Raw genomic sequence first — 17244 nt, 5'->3', positions numbered from 1 at the left:
CAAGCAAAGTCATCAATTTACGCGTTCCATTAATCATCACCGGGATAAACCGTATTATCCTTCAACACCGCTCTTCATCCCTTGCTGCATCAAAGCACCTCTCTTAATTCGCGACACATTCTGCTTATGACCGGCTTTTGCTTTTTGCTGATTTCTTATGCCATTACGCCAGCATATTTCGCTGCCTGAACGTCATAACGCACGGGGAATCGTTCAGATATTCAACATTTACCGACAACTTTAAGACGTTTTTTAACGGTGATAATCACTGTTATCAGGCGCTATTGCCAGAGAATCACACGGCATTGCGCGCTTTATCACCTTTTTAAATTTTGGCTTAGCGTGCAAACACTGTTTTTTATCGTTGCTTGCACTTACTCACACTCTGTGTAAATAACCCCACGTTGTATTGACGTTCATTGCAACTGTTGACAAATTGATGCGTCAATAAGATGCAGAGACGGCCAGCGCTGGCAGGTTCCACGGCGTCAGCGCTACAACAATAACCGCTCGCATTTTGGTCATTACATAACTGACCTGCCCGAACCGCATAAAAAAATCAGAGGTCGGGCGACGCACACAACATCACATCACAATGGAGCAAAACATGATCAACTCCCTGGCCAAATCCAGGATGCTGAAGGTCGGTCTTAGCCTGATTGCTATGACCGTGGCCGCGGGCGTTCAGGCGAAAACCCTCGTTTACTGTTCAGAAGGTTCGCCGGAAGGCTTCAACCCGCAGCTGTTCACATCCGGCACCACTTACGATGCCAGCTCAGTACCGATCTACAACCGTCTGGTTGAGTTCAAAACCGGTACCACTGAGCTGCAGCCGGGCCTGGCAGAAAAATGGGACGTCAGCGAAGATGGTAAAACCTATACCTTCCATCTGCGTCAGGGCGTGAAGTGGCAAACCACCAAAGACTTCAAGCCGACCCGCACCTTCAACGCTGATGACGTCGTGTTCTCCTTCGAGCGCCAGCTCGATAAAAACAACAAGTACCACGGTGTCTCCGGCGGCAGCTACGAATACTTCGAAGGCATGGACATGCCGAAGCTGATCGCCAAAATCGAAAAAGTGGATGACTACACCGTACGCTTCACGCTGACCCGTCCGGAAGCGCCGTTCCTCGCCGACCTTGGCATGGACTTCGCGTCAATCCTGTCGAAAGAGTACGCCGACAACATGCTGAAAGCCGGCACGCCAGAAAAACTGGACCTTAACCCGGTGGGTACCGGTCCGTTCGTGCTGCAGCAGTACCAGAAAGACTCACGTATTCTGTACAAAGCCAACCCGGACTTCTGGGGCACCAAGCCAAAAATCGATCGCCTGGTGTTCTCCATCACGCCAGATGCTTCAGTGCGCTACGCCAAACTGCAGAAAGGCGAGTGTCAGGTGATGCCGTATCCCAACCCGGCTGATATCGCCAGCATGAAGAAAGACACCAAAATCAACCTGATGGAACAGCCAGGGCTGAACGTCGGTTACCTGTCTTTCAACACCGAGAAAAAACCGCTGGATAACGTCAAAGTGCGTCAGGCTCTGACCATGGCGGTGAACAAGCAAGCGATCATTGATGCGGTCTATCAGGGCGCCGGTCAGGCAGCGAAAAACCTGATCCCACCAACCATGTGGGGCTACAACAATGACGTCAAAGACTACGCTTACGATCCGGCCAAAGCCAAAGAGCTGCTGAAAGAAGCGGGCATGCCGGATGGCTTCAGCATTGACCTGTGGGCGATGCCGGTACAGCGTCCGTACAACCCGAACGCCCGTCGTATGGCGGAAATGGTTCAGGCTGACTGGGCGAAAATCGGCGTGAAAGCCAAAATCGTTACCTTCGAGTGGGGCGAGTACCTGAAGCGTGCTAAAGCCGGTGAACACCAGACCGTGATGATGGGCTGGACCGGTGATAACGGGGATCCGGATAACTTCTTCGCCACCCTGTTCAGCTGCGCGGCAGCGAAAGACGGTTCTAACTACTCACGCTGGTGCTACAAGCCGTTTGAAGATCTGATTCAGCCAGCGCGTGCTGAAGCCGATCACAACAAACGTATTGAGCTCTACAAGCAGGCGCAGGTGGTGATGCACGACCAGGCGCCAGCACTGATCATCGCGCACTCAACCGTGTACGAGCCAGTGAGCAAGAAAGTGAGTGGCTATGTGGTTGATCCATTAGGTAAACATCACTTCGAAAACGTCGACATCCAGGAATAACCTTTCGGATTATCGCGGTCAGGGCCAGCATGGCTGGCCCTCGGGCGGCACCTTCGCCGCCCGTGCTCCGCACTTTATTTCCGGCTAATTTCTTATAAACCCTCAATACCTTGCGCTGATGCAGCGTGAAGTATGACGGGGATTTTGAAGCGCTTCTTGCGTCGCGTCCGGCTATGCCGGCTGCGGATTGTGAGCAATGTAGTCCATGGCGTTAGCGCCACGGAAAATGACTGAGAATCCGGCTTATGCTGCAATTCATACTCCGACGTCTGGGCCTTGTCATCCCGACGTTCATCGGTATTACATTATTGACCTTTGCCTTCGTTCACCTGATCCCCGGCGACCCGGTGCTGATCATGGCCGGTGAACGCGGTATCTCCCCCGAACGTCATGCGCAGCTGATGGCCCAGTTTGGTCTCGATCAGCCGATGTGGAAACAGTACATCACTTACATCAACGGCGTGCTGCATGGCGACCTCGGCATCTCGCTGAAAAGCCGCATCCCGGTGTGGGATGAGTTCGTGCCGCGCTTTAAAGCCACGCTTGAGCTGGGCATTTGCGCCATGATCTTCGCCGTTGCCGTGGGTATTCCGGTCGGCGTGCTGGCGGCGGTGAAACGCGGCTCAATTTTCGATCACACCGCCGTGGGCATCTCGCTGACCGGCTACTCAATGCCGATCTTCTGGTGGGGCATCATGCTGATCATGCTGGTGTCGGTGCAGCTCAACCTGACGCCGGTCTCCGGTCGCGTCAGCGACACCATCTTCCTTGACGACAGCCATCCGCTCACCGGCTTTATGCTGATTGATACGCTGCTGTGGGGCGAAGAGGGCGACTTCAAAGATGCGGTGATGCACATGATCCTGCCGGCCATCGTGCTGGGCACCATTCCGCTGGCGGTGATTGTGCGTATGACGCGCTCCTCGATGCTGGAAGTGCTGGGTGAAGATTACATCCGCACCGCACGCGCCAAAGGCCTGACGCGCATGCGCGTGATCGTGGTGCATGCGCTGCGTAACGCCATGCTGCCGGTGGTCACGGTGATCGGTCTACAGGTAGGCACGCTGCTGGCGGGCGCCATCCTCACCGAAACCATCTTCTCCTGGCCGGGACTCGGCCGCTGGCTGATCGAAGCACTGCAGCGCCGTGATTATCCGGTGGTGCAGGGCGGCGTGCTGCTGGTGGCAATCCTGATCATTCTGGTCAACCTGCTGGTTGATCTGTTGTACGGCGTGGTGAATCCGCGCATCCGTCATAAGAAATAAGGGGGAATCATGTCTGCTGTTGATCCCGCAAGCGTCACCGCTGCACCGAAGCCGATGACCCCGATTCAGGAATTCTGGCACTATTTTAAACGTAACAAAGGCGCGGTTATCGGCCTGGTTTACATCATTCTGATGCTGCTAATCGCCATCTTCGCCGATGTGCTGGCGCCGCATGCTCCGGCTGAGCAGTTCCGCGATGCGCTGTTGCACCCGCCGGTGTGGCAGGAGGGCGGTAGCTGGAAGTTTATTCTGGGCACCGATGACGTCGGCCGTGACATCCTGTCGCGCCTGATGTTTGGTGCGCGCCTGTCGCTGCTGGTGGGCTGCATGGTGGTGGTGCTGTCGCTGATTCTGGGGGTGATTTTCGGTCTGATGGCCGGTTATCTCGGCGGCGTGGTGGATGCAGTGATCATGCGCCTCGTCGATATCATGCTGGCGCTGCCAAGCCTGCTGCTGGCGCTGGTGCTGGTGGCCATCTTTGGCCCGTCGATTGTCAACGCCTCGCTGGCGATTACCTTCGTCGCGCTGCCGCACTACATTCGCCTGACGCGCGCAGCGGTGCTGGTGGAAGTCAATCGCGACTACGTAACCGCCTCCAGCGTGGCCGGTGCCGGTACGCTGCGCCAGATGTTCATCAATATTCTGCCTAACTGCCTGGCACCGCTGATCGTGCAGGCGTCGTTAGGTTTCTCCAACGCCATCCTGGATATGGCCGCGTTGGGCTTTCTCGGTATGGGGGCGCAGCCGCCGACGCCGGAGTGGGGCACCATGCTCTCCGACGTGTTGCAGTATGCGCAGAGTGCCTGGTGGGTCGTGACCTTCCCCGGAGTGGTCATCCTGCTGACGGTTCTGGCCTTTAACCTCATGGGCGATGGTTTGCGTGATGCACTCGACCCGAAACTCAAGCAGTAAAGAGGCACCGAGATGGCGTTATTAAATGTAGAAAAATTGTCGGTGCATTTCGGCGACGAAAAGGCACCGTTCCGTGCGGTTGACCGCATCAGCTACCAGGTAGAACAGGGCCAGGTCGTCGGGATTGTCGGCGAGTCCGGCTCCGGTAAATCGGTCAGCTCGCTGGCGATCATGGGGCTGATTGACTATCCCGGCCGCGTGAAAGCGGAGAAGCTGGAGTTCAATCAGCGCGACCTGCAGCGCATCTCCGAAAAAGAGCGCCGCCAGCTGGTGGGCGCAGAAGTGGCGATGATCTTCCAGGACCCGATGACCAGCCTCAACCCGTGTTACACCGTGGGCTACCAGATCATGGAAGCGCTGAAGGTGCATCAGGGCGGCAGCAAGCGCACGCGGCGTCAGCGTGCCATCGACCTGCTGGAGCAGGTGGGCATTCCCGATCCGGCGTCGCGGCTTGATGTCTATCCGCATCAGCTGTCTGGCGGCATGAGCCAGCGCGTGATGATCGCCATGGCCATCGCCTGTAAGCCGAAGCTGCTGATTGCCGATGAGCCGACCACGGCGCTCGACGTAACTATTCAGGCGCAAATCATCGAACTGCTGCTGGAGTTACAGAAGCAGGAAAACATGGCGCTGATCCTGATTACGCACGATCTGGCGCTGGTGGCCGAAGCGGCGCAGCACATCATCGTGATGTACGCCGGTCAGGTGGTGGAGAGCGGCAAAGCGGTGGATATCTTCAAAGCGCCGCGTCACCCGTATACGCAGGCGCTGCTGCGTGCGCTGCCGGAGTTTGCCGCCGACAAAGCGCGGCTGGCGTCGCTGCCGGGCGTGGTGCCGGGCAAGTATGACCGCCCTAACGGCTGTCTGCTCAATCCGCGCTGCCCGTACGTGACCGACCGCTGCCGTACTGAAGAACCTGAGCTGCGCGATATTCCGGGCCGCCAGTCCAAATGTCACTTCCCACTGGATGATGCCGGGAGACCGACTTATGAGTCTTGATAACACGAAGCAGGATTACCTGCTGCAGGCGATTGACCTGAAAAAACACTATCCGGTGAAAAAGGGCCTGTTCGGCCAGGAGCGCCTGGTGAAGGCGCTGGACGGCGTCTCCTTTAACCTTGAGCGTGGCAAAACGCTGGCGGTAGTGGGCGAATCCGGCTGCGGTAAATCCACGCTCGGACGCCTGCTGACGATGATTGAAACGCCGACCGCCGGCGAGTTGTACTGGCACGGGCAGGATTTGCTGAAACACGATCCGCAGGCGCAAAAGCTGCGCCGGCAGAAAATCCAGATTGTGTTCCAGAATCCGTACGGCTCGCTTAATCCGCGTAAGAAAATCAGCCAGATTCTGGAAGAGCCGCTGGTGATCAACACCGCGCTGAGCAAAGCGGAACGGCGGGAAAAAACGCTGGAGATGATGGCCAAAGTGGGCCTGAAAACCGAGCACTACGATCGCTATCCGCACATGTTCTCCGGCGGTCAGCGCCAGCGTATCGCTATTGCGCGCGGCCTGATGCTCGATCCGGACGTGCTGATTGCCGATGAGCCGGTCTCGGCGCTCGACGTCTCGGTGCGCGCTCAGGTGCTCAACCTGATGATGGATTTACAGCAGGATCTCGGCCTTTCCTATGTGTTCATCTCGCATGACCTGTCGGTGGTGGAGCACATCGCCGACGAAGTCATGGTGATGTACCTCGGACGCTGTGTGGAAAAGGGCAGCAAAGAGGCGATCTTCAGCAACCCGCGCCATCCGTATACTCAGGCGCTGCTGTCGGCCACGCCACGCCTCAATCCGGACGAACGCCGCGAGCGCATCAAACTGACCGGTGAGCTGCCGAGCCCGCTGAATCCGCCGCCGGGCTGTGCGTTCAACGCACGCTGCCGCCGTCGTTTCGGTACCTGCGTGCAGCTGCAGCCGAAACTGAAGCAGTATGGTGAGCAGCAAATCGCCTGCTTCGCCGTCGACCAGGATGAGAATCAGCCGGTGGCGATGCCGTAATTACGGCCAGCCAGTGCGAAAGGCTCCTGCGGGAGCCTTTGTTATTGGTGGCCTGATACATGAGTAAAATTAACCTGACGTGTCTTAATCGCCTGCGATGGCAGAAATGTATTACGCGACTGAATCTTTAAATCGCTGGTCCTGAACCACAGCGAAAAGGTTAAGGCAAATTCTGAATCCGTGCCGCATTGTGTGAGCGCCGTCACGGCCAGAGATAACTGCACATTTCAATAGTAAGTTGTTTATTATCAGTGTATTAGCTTAATTATCTTCCGGCTGCTATTTCCGTTAATCGATTTTTATTAATCCTGCTCAATTAATCAGTGCATGCTTTTTGCATCTGTATATTTTCAATCTTTCAGATAAAACTCTTTTGTCGAATCTGCGGTTTTAATAATCAGAATTCTCTCACCGTGTCTTAACGTGTGTGTTATATTCGCGGAAATTACCCCTCCGCTTTAACAGGCTCTGATCATGAAGAACTACGACGATCTGCAGCGTTTCCAGGAAAAAACGCAAACGCTGGACATTGCTTTTAAGGATATGTCCGGGCAATCGCTGGAAGCCGATCACAGCCAGTGGGCGATCATCCGTCAGCTGGCGACGGATGATGAGCCGGAGCTGGGTAGCGGCCAGCGCGTCGATCTGCCGCAGCCGCAGCCGATTCGCGGCGATGAGTTTGTCGCGCCGCCACAGGCTCTTAATCCGGCGCCCGTCGCCCGCAGTGAAAAGGCATCGCTGCTGCAGAGCCTCGCCGCCAGCGCGCCGGCACCCGATACAGAAACACCGCGCAGCGCGCTGTTTCCACCGGCAAGCAGCGCGCCCACTGCCGCATCCGTGTCGTCGCTGGCACCGGCAGCCACGCACGTAGCGCGTCAGGCGGCCACTTCACTGTTCCCACCGCCGCCGGTCAGCGCGCCGGTCGCTGAACAGGCGGTCGCCCCTGCTGCCGCAGCACCGGCCACTGCGCCCGCCGTGGTGCAGCCGGAGCCTGCTACGCCCTCGCGCTTTGGCGCACTGTTCCGCTCGCGTGCGGCGGAACCGGTTCATTTATCTAAAGAAACACTGCTCAAACCGTTACTGGAGAAGATCGCGCTATGCCATTAGTTTGTGTGTGCTCGCCAAAAGGGGGAGTAGGAAAAACCACCATGGCGGCCAACCTGGCCTGGAGTCTGGCGCGTGCCGGCAGCAAAGTGCTGGCGATCGATTTTGACGTACAAAATGCGCTGCGCCTGCATTTTGGCGTACCGCTGCACGACAGCCGCGGCTTTGTGGCGCGCTCGGAAGAGCAGGCTGACTGGAGTCAGTCGATCCTCACCACCGGCAGCAACATCTTTGTCATGCCTTACGGTGAGGTGACTGAAGCGCAGCGTGAGCGCTTCGAACACAACCTGGCGCACGATGCCCATTTCTTAAAACGCGGCCTGGATACCGTCCTGAATTATCCGGGTCTGGTGATTATTGCGGATTTTCCGCCAGGGCCCGGTCCGGCGCTGAAAGCCATGCAGGCGCTGGCCGATATGCATTTAGTGGTGATGCTGGCGGATACCGCCTCGGTGGCGCTGCTGCCGCAAATTGAAAACCATCGCATGATTGGCCAGCCATTAAATAATCAGCACGGTCATTATTTCGTGCTCAACCAAAGTGATAATCGCCGGAATATCAGCCGTGAAGTGACCGCATTTATGCAGCAGCGGCTGGGCGATAATTTACTCGGCGTGGTGCACCGCGATGAAAGCGTGGCTGAGGCCAATGCCTCGCAGCAGTCAATCTATGATTTCAGCCCGGCTTCAGCAGCGGCGTTTGATATTGAACTGGTGGCAAAACGGGTGGCGAATATCCTGAATATCAACGTAGGCAACGGCGAAGTTCAGGCACCGATCCGCAGTCATTATTAACAAGCCCGGCCGCCAGCGGCCTGGTTCAAATAATAACAACACAGCTTCTTCAGGGTGAATCATGAGTAAACTCGGGTTTTACCTGCTGCTGCTGGTGCTTGCACCGGTCGCTGCGGTAATCGTCATCACGCCTATGGACAGCCAGAAACAGTATATTTTTGGTTTGATCAGTATTGGCATGATGTTTTTACTGGGCTTCAGTAAAAGCCGTAAAATAACCATTGTGATGGTTTTTCTTTCCGCGCTGATGTCGACCCGATATATCTGGTGGCGCACCACGGAAACGCTGCAGTTTAATTCCGAGATTGAAGCGATTCTCGGTATCGGCTTATATCTGGCCGAGCTGTACGTGTGGCTGATCTTAATTCTCGGCTTCCTGCAAACCAGCTGGCCATTAAAACGCACCATCGAACCGCTGCCGGATGATACCCGCTTGTGGCCGACGGTCGATGTCTACGTGCCGACCTATAACGAAAGCCTCGACGTGGTGCGGGATACCGTGCTGGCGGCGCAGTGTATCGACTACCCGCGCGATAAGATCAAAGTTTACCTGCTGGATGATGGCAAACGCAGCGAGTTCGCGGTATTTGCCGCCGACGTTGGCGTCGGCTATATCACGCGTGACGATAACCGCCACGCCAAAGCCGGCAACCTCAATCACGCCATGAAAATCACCAAAGGCGAGCTGATTTGCGTGTTTGACTGCGACCACGTGGCAACGCGCACGTTCCTGCAGGCCACCGTCGGTCCGTTCCTGAAAGATCCGAAGCTGGCGCTGCTGCAAACGCCGCACTACTTTTACTCGCCGGATCCGTTCGAACGTAACCTGCGCGCCGCGCGCAGCATCCCGAATGAGGGCTCGCTGTTTTACGGCCCGGTGCAGCAGGGCAACGACAACTGGAACGCCACGTTCTTCTGCGGCTCCTGTGCGGTGATTCGCCGCAGCGCGCTGGAACAGATTGGTGGCTTCGCGGTGGAAACCGTCACCGAGGACGCGCATACCGCGCTGAAAATGCAGCGTCTCGGCTGGGGCTCGGCGTTCCTGGCAATTCCGCTGGCGGCGGGACTGGCGACCGAACGTCTGGGGCTGCACGTGATTCAGCGTACCCGCTGGGCGCGCGGCATGACGCAGATTTTCCGCGTCGACAATCCGCTACTGGGCCGTGGGCTCAAGTGGCAGCAGCGTCTGTGCTACCTCAACGCCATGCTGCACTTCCAGTTCGGCCTGCCGCGCGTGGCGTTCCTCACTGCGCCGCTGGCTTACCTGCTGTTTAACCTGAATATTATCCACTCGTCGGCGTCACTCATTTTCGCTTACGTACTGCCGCATCTGGTGATGTCGCTGTACGTCAACTCGCGCATGAACGGCAAATTCCGTTACACCTTCTGGGGTGAAATCTACGAAACCGTAATGTGCTTCCACCTGGTGATTCCGACGCTGCTGACCCTGCTGTCGCCAAAGCACGGCAAATTCAACGTGACGGATAAAGGCGGCCTGCTGGACCAGGGCTTCTTTGACTTCCACATCGTGCGGCCTCACGTCATCGTTGCCGCGCTGCTGTCGATTGGCATCGTGGCCGGCGTGGTGCGCGCCGTGGCGCATGATTACTTCGGTGTCGATCCTTACGTGATTGCGCTCAACGTCGGCTGGGCGGTGTTCAGCCTGATCATCCTGATGGCGGCGATTGCCGTGGCGCGTGAAACCAAACAGGTGCGTAAAACCATTCGTATCGAGGTGCAGATCCCGGCGGTGATTCACTATGCCAGCGGCATCTCTTCGCGCACGCAAACCAGCGATCTGTCGATGGGCGGCGCGCAGCTGGATGCGCCAGACAACCGGCATGAGCACGATGAAATCGAAGAGATCGATCTGCTGCTGAAATCGGGTGCCATCACCATTCCGGTGAGCAAGATCTCCGGTGATGAGGAGACCATTCGCCTGCGCTTTGGCGCGATGCCGCTGGCGCGCCGCCGTGAACTGGTGCGCGTGGTGCTGGCGCGGGCCGATGCGTGGATCCAGCCGGAATATAAGCAGGACAATCCGCTGGTGTCGCTCGGCACCATCATCCGTACCGTCTTTGAGCTGTTCTGGCTGAGCTGGAAAGATCGCCGTGAGGCGCGCAAGCGTGATGGCCAGGCAACGGCCAAAGAGGACAGCGCAGCATGAAAACATTGACGTACACGCTGCTGGCCAGCGCGCTGACCACCACGCTGCTGCTCGCCCCTGCCTGGGCAGAGACGCCGGCGGTAACCCAGGACAGCGCCGCGCTCTCCGACGTACCGCCGCCTCAGGGGCTGGATGGCAGTGCCGATCCGCAGCTGAAGCAGGCCGCGGGCGACGCGCCTTACACGCCGGGCGATGCAGCGCCGCTGCAGGAAAATACAGCACCCGCGCAGCCGGCAGAGTCAGCACCGCCGGCAGAGGCAGCACCGCCAGCAGCATCGGCGGCGCCTGACATCGTCATACCGCCGGTGGCTGCGGAGGCACCGGCTGCCGCTGAGCCCGCTGGCGCGCTGTTAAACCAGCCGGTGAGCAGCACCATTTCGGTGGCGCAGATGGGACAGCCGCGCGGCATCACCCTGACCGGCGGCCAGCTGCAGTCCGGTATTCTGTTTACCCTGCCGGGCGATGAGGTGATCACTAATGCGCGGCTCAACCTGTCGCTGCGCGTCTCTGCCGCGCTGGCGGCGCGCAACACGTCGCTGCAGCTGATGCTCAACGGCCAGCCGCTCGGCACCCTGCCGCTGGGTGCCAGCGACAGCGATGTCAGTGACTATCAGCTGGATATTCCGGCGGCGATGGTGGTTTCCAGTAATAACCTCAGCTTTAAAATTAACGATGCCGACAAGCTGCTGTGCGAAAAAGAGAGTGCGCAGCAATATCAGGTCACCATTCTGCCGAAAACCACGCTCAGCCTTGAAGGCCAGCAGCTCAACATCGGCACCAGCCTGCGCAACTTCCCGCGTCCGTTTATTGATGTGCAGCGCATGACGCCCGCCAGCGTGACCTTTGGTTTTGCCGCTAACGTTTCGCCGGATAGCGTCAGCGCCGCCGCGCTGGTGGCTTCCTGGCTGGGTATTCAGTCGGATTATCGTGGCATCCGTTTCCCGGTGGTGCGCGGCGATCTGCCCGAGCACAACGGTATCCTGATCGGCCATCCGGGTGACAAAATCGGCAGCGTGACTCTGCCCGCGGCGAAGGGTCCGCTGCTGCAGGTGATCGATAACCCCAACAATCCGGTGTACAAACTGCTGCTGGTGGTCGGTGCAGATGATGCCCAGCTGCGCCAGGCGGCCAACCGCCTGACCACGCAGCCGCTGGCCACCGATGCCAGCAGCCTGAACGTACCGCCGCAGCCGATTGGCACGCGCAAACCGTACGACGCACCGCGCTGGATTAACACCAGCCGCCCGGTGCGTCTCAGCGAGCTGCTGCGTAAAGATCAGAGCCTGACCACCACCGGTATCTGGCACGATGCGCTGCGGGTTAACTTCCGCGCGGCGCCGGATCTGTTCCTGTGGGACGGCGACGCGATTCCGGTCAATCTGCACTACCGTTTCCCGTCCGAAAGCTGGATCGATGAAAACAATTCGTTCCTCAACGTCACGCTGAACGGCACCTTCCTGCGCAACCTGACGGTGAACAAAGTCGGGCTACTGGAGAGCGCCTGGCACCGGCTGGGCGGGGATGCACGCCAGGAGCAGTACACGCTGAAGCTGGAGCCATACCTGATTTACGGCGACAACCAGCTGGCGCTCTACTTCAACATCAAGCCAAAGGCGGATGCGCCGTGCGGCGTGCTGCTCAACAACAACATCAAGAGCCGTATCGAAGAGGATTCGTGGATCGATCTGAGCCACACGCGCCACTTCACCATGCTGCCGAACCTGTCGTACTTCGTCGGTGCTTCGTTCCCGTTCTCGCGGCTGGCGGATTTTTCGCAGACCACGCTGCTGCTGCCGGAGGCGCCGGGTGATGCCGAGATCGCGACGCTGCTGGACATGGCCGCGCGCGCCGGTAACGCCACCGGCGTGCCGCTGGTGCAGAACCAGGTGTTATTTGGCCTGCCGAACGGTGGCACCAATCTGACGCGCCTGCAGCACAGCGATGTGCTGGCAGTGAGCACCATGCAGCACAGCGCCTTCACGCAGCAGATGCTGGCCGGCACCGCTTACCAGACCAGCGGCAACACGCTGGGCGTCAAAGAGCCGACCACCGTCGATAAGCTGCGCGGCTGGCTGACCGGTGACTGGTCTCGCCAGCAGCTGGATGCCGATCGCTACTTCTCCTCAAATGAAGCGTGGCGCGGCTTTGTCAGCTATCGCTCACCGTGGAGCGCCGATCGTCTGGTGGTGATGACGGTCGCCACCAGCGATCAGCAGCTGCTGCGTTTGCACGATGATTTGAATTCGGCGCGCATCAACGCCGGCATTCGCGGTGATACCGCCATCATCACCGATGAGAACGGCATCCGCAGCTTCCGCGTCGGGCCGCAGTTCCCGAGCGGTGAAATGCCGTGGTACATGATGGTGGTGTGGTATGCCAACCAGCACTCGGTACTGATGGCGCTGGCGGCGCTGCTGCTGTCGGCGCTGATCGGCAGTGCGGCCTGGGTGATGCTGAAGCGCCACGCGTGGCGCCGTCTCCACCCGCAAGACGATAGCCACTCCGGCCGGAAGTAAGGATAAAAATAATGAAAAAACAGCTGATAAGTGCCGGTATTCGTCAGGCGTTCCTGCTGGGCGGCGCGCTGACGTTCTCACAGCCGCTGCTGGCGGCGGAGAGCACCAATCCGGCGTTACAGGCACTGTTCGACCAGGCGGCCTACTGGCATCAGAAAGCGCATGACGATCTGGCGAAAGCCTCGCTGCAAAAAATCCTGATGGTGGAGCCGAACAATACCCAGGCGCTGTATCTGCTGGCGCTCTATTCACAGCAAAGCGGCAGCGCGGCCGATGCAGCACAATGGCGCGCCCGCCTGAGTGCGGTATCGCCCAACGACCCGCATCTGACGGAGCTGGACAACGCGCGACAGCTGCAGAGCATTCCGCAGGCGCAGCTGTCGCTGGCGCGTCAGCAGGCGCGCAGCGGTAACATCGCCGCCGCGCTGCAAACCTGGCGTAACACCTTCAGCGGCAACGAGCCGCCGCCGAGCGTGGCGGCAGAATATTATCTAACCATGGCCGGCGACCGCACGCTGCTGCCCCAGGCGGTGGAGGCGCTGCGGCAGTTTGCCGCCGACCATCCGCAGGATACCGGCGCTCAGCTGGCGCTGGGCAAAGCGCTGACCTATCAGGAGGCGACGCGCCGCCAGGGCATTGATGTGCTGGCCAGCATGGCGGACGGTAATAAAGAGGCCGATCGCTCGCTGCGTCAGGCGCTGCTGTGGCTGGCGCCGCAGGCGTCGGACGCCGCGCTGTACCAGACCTGGCAGCAGCGCCATCCGCAGGACAGCGCAGTGGTGGATTACTACCGAAAAAATGTTGGCGGCGCGGAGAAGGGCGCGGGCTTTAGCGCGCTGAACAGCGGCGACGTCAGCGGTGCGCAGAACAACTTTGAAAAAGTGCTGCAGGCCAACCCGCAGGACGCCGATGCGCTGGCCGGTATGGGCTACGTGGCGCAGCGCGCCGGACGCTACGCCGAAGCCGCCGATTATCTGACGCGTGCCGCCCAGCTGGGCGGCGATCAGAGCCAGCAGCGTCAGCAGCAGGCGGCCGACGCCCGCTTTTATGCGCAGCTGGCGAATGCCCAGCAGGCGCTGAAAAACGGTGACAGCGCGCAGGCGCTGGCGCTGAGTGAGCCGCTGACGCAGGCCGAGGGTGAAAAAGGCGTATCGGCGAAGCTGTTCCGCGCTGATGTGCTGCGCCGCAGCAATCAGCTGCAGCAGGCGGAGCAAACCTACCGGGCCATTCTGCAGAGCGATGCCGATAACCGCAGCGCCAAAGAGGGACTGTTTTACGTGCTGCGCCAGCAAAACCGCAGCGCCGAAGCCAATACCCTGCTGGCATCATTGCCCGACAGCGTGCGCCAGAGCGTGGCACCGCGCGGTAACAGCAGCGATCCGCTGCGTGCGCAGGCAAAACGCGAGCTGGCGGCAGGCAACCGCAGTGCGGCCATCGCCACGCTTAACAGCGCCATTCAGCGCTATCCCAGCGACGGCTGGCTGCGACTCGATCTGGCGCGCATCTACCGCGCGCAGGGCGATAATTTACTGGCCGCCAACGTCATGCAGCCGACCCTGCGCAGCGGTGCCAGCACCAGCGAGCTGTATGCCGGTGCGCTCAACGCCAGCGAGAGCGGTGCCTGGCAGCAGGCCAGCCAGCTGCTGGCGCGCATTCCCAACGGCAGCAAGAACAGCGAGATGCGCGAACTGGCGCAGCGCGTGAATTTCAATCTGCAAATGGCCACCGCCGATCGCTATCTGGCGCAGGGCTCTGACGCGGCAGCGGCCAATACGCTGCGCGCGCTGGCCGCCACGCCGCCCGCCAATCCGGTCGATGCCGGTAATCTGGCACAGAAACTGGCCAAAGCCGGCGATCTCACCACGGCGGTGACGGTGGTGCGCGGCAACATGCAGCGCGGCGTGCAGGGCAACGCCGGTGATTACGCCGCGCAGGTGGCGGTACTGAATCAGGCGGGACTGACGACAGAAGCGCAGAGCTTCCTCAGCAGTCCGGAGCTGCAGGCGCGCAGTACGCCCACGCAGCTGGCCGGCATCCGCAACGGTTATCTCATCAATGAAGTCGATCGCCTGCGCGAGCAGAAGCAGTACGCCGCCGCCTATGACAAGCTGGTGGGTGCGCTGCAGCACGATCCGCAGAACCGCGATCTGATGTTTGCCATGGCGCGTCTGTATCAGTCCGGCAAGATGAACAAAGAAGCGGGCGTGGTGTATGACTATCTGTTAACGCAGGATACGCCCACTCAGGATGCGCGCACTGGCGCTATTGATGTGGCGCTGGCGCAGAACGACATCGACAAAGCGAACACCTTAACCCGCGGCCTGCGCAATGAGCAGACGCCGGATCGCCTGTTACTGCTGGCACGCGTGGCGGAAGCCAACGGCGAGCACAGCCAGGCGATGAGCTACCTGCGCAGCGCGCGCGGCCAGCTGATTGGTCTGCAGGGCGCACAGAGCGGCAGCGTGCCGACCGTCGGCGGCCTGGCGCTGGCGGACAATCCGTTTATCAACCGCAGCACCTCGCCGGTGTCCGGTTCGCCTTCCAGCTATGGCACAGTGATGCCGTGGCAAACGGCACCGGCCACCAGCAGCAGCGCGCAGGACGTCACGCTGGCGAGCACCACCCCGGCGGTACGGCAGAGCCAGACGCTGCGCCAGATTGACGAGATGATGGACAATCTGCAGGAGAAAACCGGCACCTGGGTACAGGGACAGATGCAGGTGCGCGGACGCGACGGCGAATCGGGGCTCAGCAAGCTGACCGAAGCCAAAGCGCCGCTGACCTTCTCGACCGTGCCGTTCGGCGAGTCACGCTTCGACTTTACTATGACGCCGGTGTCGCTCACCGCTGGCAGTGCGGCCGGTGATGCATGGCGTCGCTTCGGCAGCAACGCGCTGGTGCAGGGCAATGTGGTGGCATCCGGCGCGGCCAAAATAGACGACACGCCGTCTTCGTCGACCGATTCGCAAAAGGCCACCGGCGTGGAACTGAATATGGCGCTGAAGGGCGACAGCTACAAAATCGACCTCGGCAGCACGCCGCTCGGCCAGGATCTCAGTACGCTGGTGGGCGGCGTGCAGTGGTCGCCGAAGCTGACCGATTTCCTGACGCTGATCCTCACCGGTGAACGCCGCGCCATGACCGACAGCCTGCTGTCGTACGTTGGCGTGGAGGACAAGACCAGCGGCAAGCGCTGGGGGCGCGTCACCAAAAACGGCGGCAACGCCATGCTGAGCTTCGATAACGGCGACGCGGGTTTCTACGTCGGCGGTGGCGCGTACAGCTATATGGGCGAGAACGTGGCGAGCAACAACAGCGTGCAGGCCACGGCGGGCGCTTACGTGCGGCCTTACCACTACGACGACCGCGAGCTGAAGGTCGGCATGAGCCTGTCGTGGATGGATTTCTCCAAAAACCTGAGTTACTTCAGCTACGGTCAGGGCGGCTATTTCAGTCCGCAGAATTATGCCGCGGTGTCGTTCCCTGTCGACTTCAGCCGCAAGTTTGATGACCTGAAAGTCAACGTTGGCGGTTCGGTCGGCTATCAGTCCTACAGCCAGGACAAGAGCGCGTATTTCCCCAACGATCCGTCGCTGCAGTCCCAGCTGCAAAGCCTCGCCGATCAGGGCTTTGTCAAAAGCGCCTACTACAGCGGTGAGAGCAAAAACGGCATCGGCTATAACCTGCACGCCGGTGCCGATTATAAGATTAATAAAGATGTCACCATCGGCGGCCAGCTCGGCTATGACACCTTTGGCGATTACAACGAAAGCACAGCCAATCTGTACTTCCGTTATCTGTTTGGAGATAACTAATGAGTGATCAACCGGGTGCACGCATCAGCCATCCGTATCAGCCGGGCTGGTTTGATCTGGTCAGCGTGATGATTGAGAGCATGCTGGACAACGCTGGCGCGGAGGCGGAAGCCTTCCTTAACGGCGTGGGCGAATTGCTGGCAACGCGCTATCCTTTGCCGGAGGCGCGTACGGTGCAGGATCTGGAGCGCGAAATTAATCTTCAGCTGGCGCGCTTTAACTGGGGCTTTGTTCAGCTACAGCCGCAGCAGAACGCGATTATGCTTGAGCACCATGCCCTGCCGCAGGGCGACAGCCAGCTTGATGCAGAACGCTGGCAGCTGGCGCTGAGCGCAGTGCTGGCCGGCGTGTACGCGCAGTGGCTACGTGCGCAGGGTGGTAGCGCGGCGGTACCGCTGACGCTGGTAAAAATCGACGGCGGCACGCTGCATTATCGATACCAATAGGAAGCTGT

The 17244-nt window shown here is 59.5% G+C and carries 11 protein-coding genes; all 11 read left to right on the top strand.

Going from position 1 to position 17244, the window contains the following annotated elements; genetic code table 11:
• The first annotated feature begins 607 nt into the window (after window positions 1-607).
• Window positions 608-2218: a dipeptide ABC transporter periplasmic-binding protein DppA gene (gene dppA / locus C1N84_RS18100; protein ID WP_058758078.1), complete on the top strand. Its 1611-nt coding sequence runs from the start codon at window positions 608-610 to the stop codon at window positions 2216-2218.
• Between the two features lie 245 nt (window positions 2219-2463).
• Window positions 2464-3483 carry a dipeptide ABC transporter permease DppB gene (gene dppB, locus C1N84_RS18095; RefSeq protein ID WP_021507021.1) on the top strand — a complete coding sequence of 340 codons (1020 nt, stop codon included), beginning with the start codon at window positions 2464-2466 and terminating at the stop codon, window positions 3481-3483.
• A gap of 9 nt (window positions 3484-3492) precedes the next feature.
• Entirely contained in the window at window positions 3493-4395 is a 903-nt protein-coding gene (gene dppC, locus C1N84_RS18090; RefSeq protein WP_021507020.1) for a dipeptide ABC transporter permease DppC, read from the top strand.
• Between the two features lie 12 nt (window positions 4396-4407).
• Window positions 4408-5394 (top strand): dipeptide ABC transporter ATP-binding protein, encoded by a 987-nt coding sequence (gene dppD / locus C1N84_RS18085; RefSeq protein WP_021507019.1) that lies wholly within the window; start codon window positions 4408-4410, stop codon window positions 5392-5394.
• Complete coding sequence (dppF, locus tag C1N84_RS18080; protein WP_159378045.1) at window positions 5384-6394, top strand: dipeptide ABC transporter ATP-binding subunit DppF; 1011 nt, start codon at window positions 5384-5386, stop codon at window positions 6392-6394. The genes dppD and dppF overlap by 11 nt, the downstream gene beginning before the upstream one ends.
• A gap of 474 nt (window positions 6395-6868) precedes the next feature.
• Window positions 6869-7501: a cellulose biosynthesis protein BcsO gene (bcsO, locus tag C1N84_RS18075; RefSeq protein WP_150059530.1), complete on the top strand. Its 633-nt coding sequence runs from the start codon at window positions 6869-6871 to the stop codon at window positions 7499-7501.
• A complete protein-coding gene (gene bcsQ, locus C1N84_RS18070) occupies window positions 7492-8292 on the top strand; it encodes a cellulose biosynthesis protein BcsQ (protein WP_031279622.1) in 801 nt (266 codons plus the stop codon). Before bcsO ends, bcsQ begins: the two co-directional genes overlap by 10 nt.
• Before the next feature lie 61 nt (window positions 8293-8353).
• Window positions 8354-10459: a UDP-forming cellulose synthase catalytic subunit gene (gene bcsA / locus C1N84_RS18065; protein WP_021507015.1), complete on the top strand. Its 2106-nt coding sequence runs from the start codon at window positions 8354-8356 to the stop codon at window positions 10457-10459.
• A complete protein-coding gene (gene bcsB / locus C1N84_RS18060; protein ID WP_264441800.1) occupies window positions 10456-12975 on the top strand; it encodes a cellulose biosynthesis cyclic di-GMP-binding regulatory protein BcsB in 2520 nt (839 codons plus the stop codon). The genes bcsA and bcsB overlap by 4 nt, the downstream gene beginning before the upstream one ends.
• An 11-nt stretch (window positions 12976-12986) precedes the next feature.
• The gene (locus C1N84_RS18055) at window positions 12987-16790 is read left to right on the top strand and encodes a cellulose biosynthesis protein BcsC (protein WP_264441799.1); all 3804 of its coding nucleotides are present in this window, start codon (window positions 12987-12989) and stop codon (window positions 16788-16790) included.
• Window positions 16790-17236: a cellulose biosynthesis protein BcsD gene (gene bcsD, locus C1N84_RS18050; protein ID WP_264441798.1), complete on the top strand. Its 447-nt coding sequence runs from the start codon at window positions 16790-16792 to the stop codon at window positions 17234-17236. The genes C1N84_RS18055 and bcsD overlap by 1 nt, the downstream gene beginning before the upstream one ends.
• The last annotated feature ends 8 nt before the right edge of the window (window positions 17237-17244 follow it).

The sequence above is a fragment of the Pantoea sp. SGAir0418 genome (genome assembly GCF_043529865.1).
The sequence above is the reverse complement of the archived record's forward strand: the minus strand, read 5'-3'. Positions and strand labels throughout refer to the sequence as shown.

Excerpts from the sequence above, each read along its gene's own strand:
- dppA (WP_058758078.1), top strand. The coding sequence starts at position 608 with ATGATCAACTCCCTGGCCAAATCCAGGATGCTGAAGGTCGGTCTTAGC.
- dppB (WP_021507021.1), top strand. The coding sequence starts at position 2,464 with ATGCTGCAATTCATACTCCGACGTCTGGGCCTTGTCATCCCGACGTTC.
- dppC (WP_021507020.1), top strand. The coding sequence starts at position 3,493 with ATGTCTGCTGTTGATCCCGCAAGCGTCACCGCTGCACCGAAGCCGATG.
- dppD (WP_021507019.1), top strand. The coding sequence starts at position 4,408 with ATGGCGTTATTAAATGTAGAAAAATTGTCGGTGCATTTCGGCGACGAA.
- dppF (WP_159378045.1), top strand. The coding sequence starts at position 5,384 with ATGAGTCTTGATAACACGAAGCAGGATTACCTGCTGCAGGCGATTGAC.
- bcsO (WP_150059530.1), top strand. The coding sequence starts at position 6,869 with ATGAAGAACTACGACGATCTGCAGCGTTTCCAGGAAAAAACGCAAACG.
- bcsQ (WP_031279622.1), top strand. The coding sequence starts at position 7,492 with ATGCCATTAGTTTGTGTGTGCTCGCCAAAAGGGGGAGTAGGAAAAACC.
- bcsA (WP_021507015.1), top strand. The coding sequence starts at position 8,354 with ATGAGTAAACTCGGGTTTTACCTGCTGCTGCTGGTGCTTGCACCGGTC.
- bcsB (WP_264441800.1), top strand. The coding sequence starts at position 10,456 with ATGAAAACATTGACGTACACGCTGCTGGCCAGCGCGCTGACCACCACG.
- C1N84_RS18055 (WP_264441799.1), top strand. The coding sequence starts at position 12,987 with ATGAAAAAACAGCTGATAAGTGCCGGTATTCGTCAGGCGTTCCTGCTG.
- bcsD (WP_264441798.1), top strand. The coding sequence starts at position 16,790 with ATGAGTGATCAACCGGGTGCACGCATCAGCCATCCGTATCAGCCGGGC.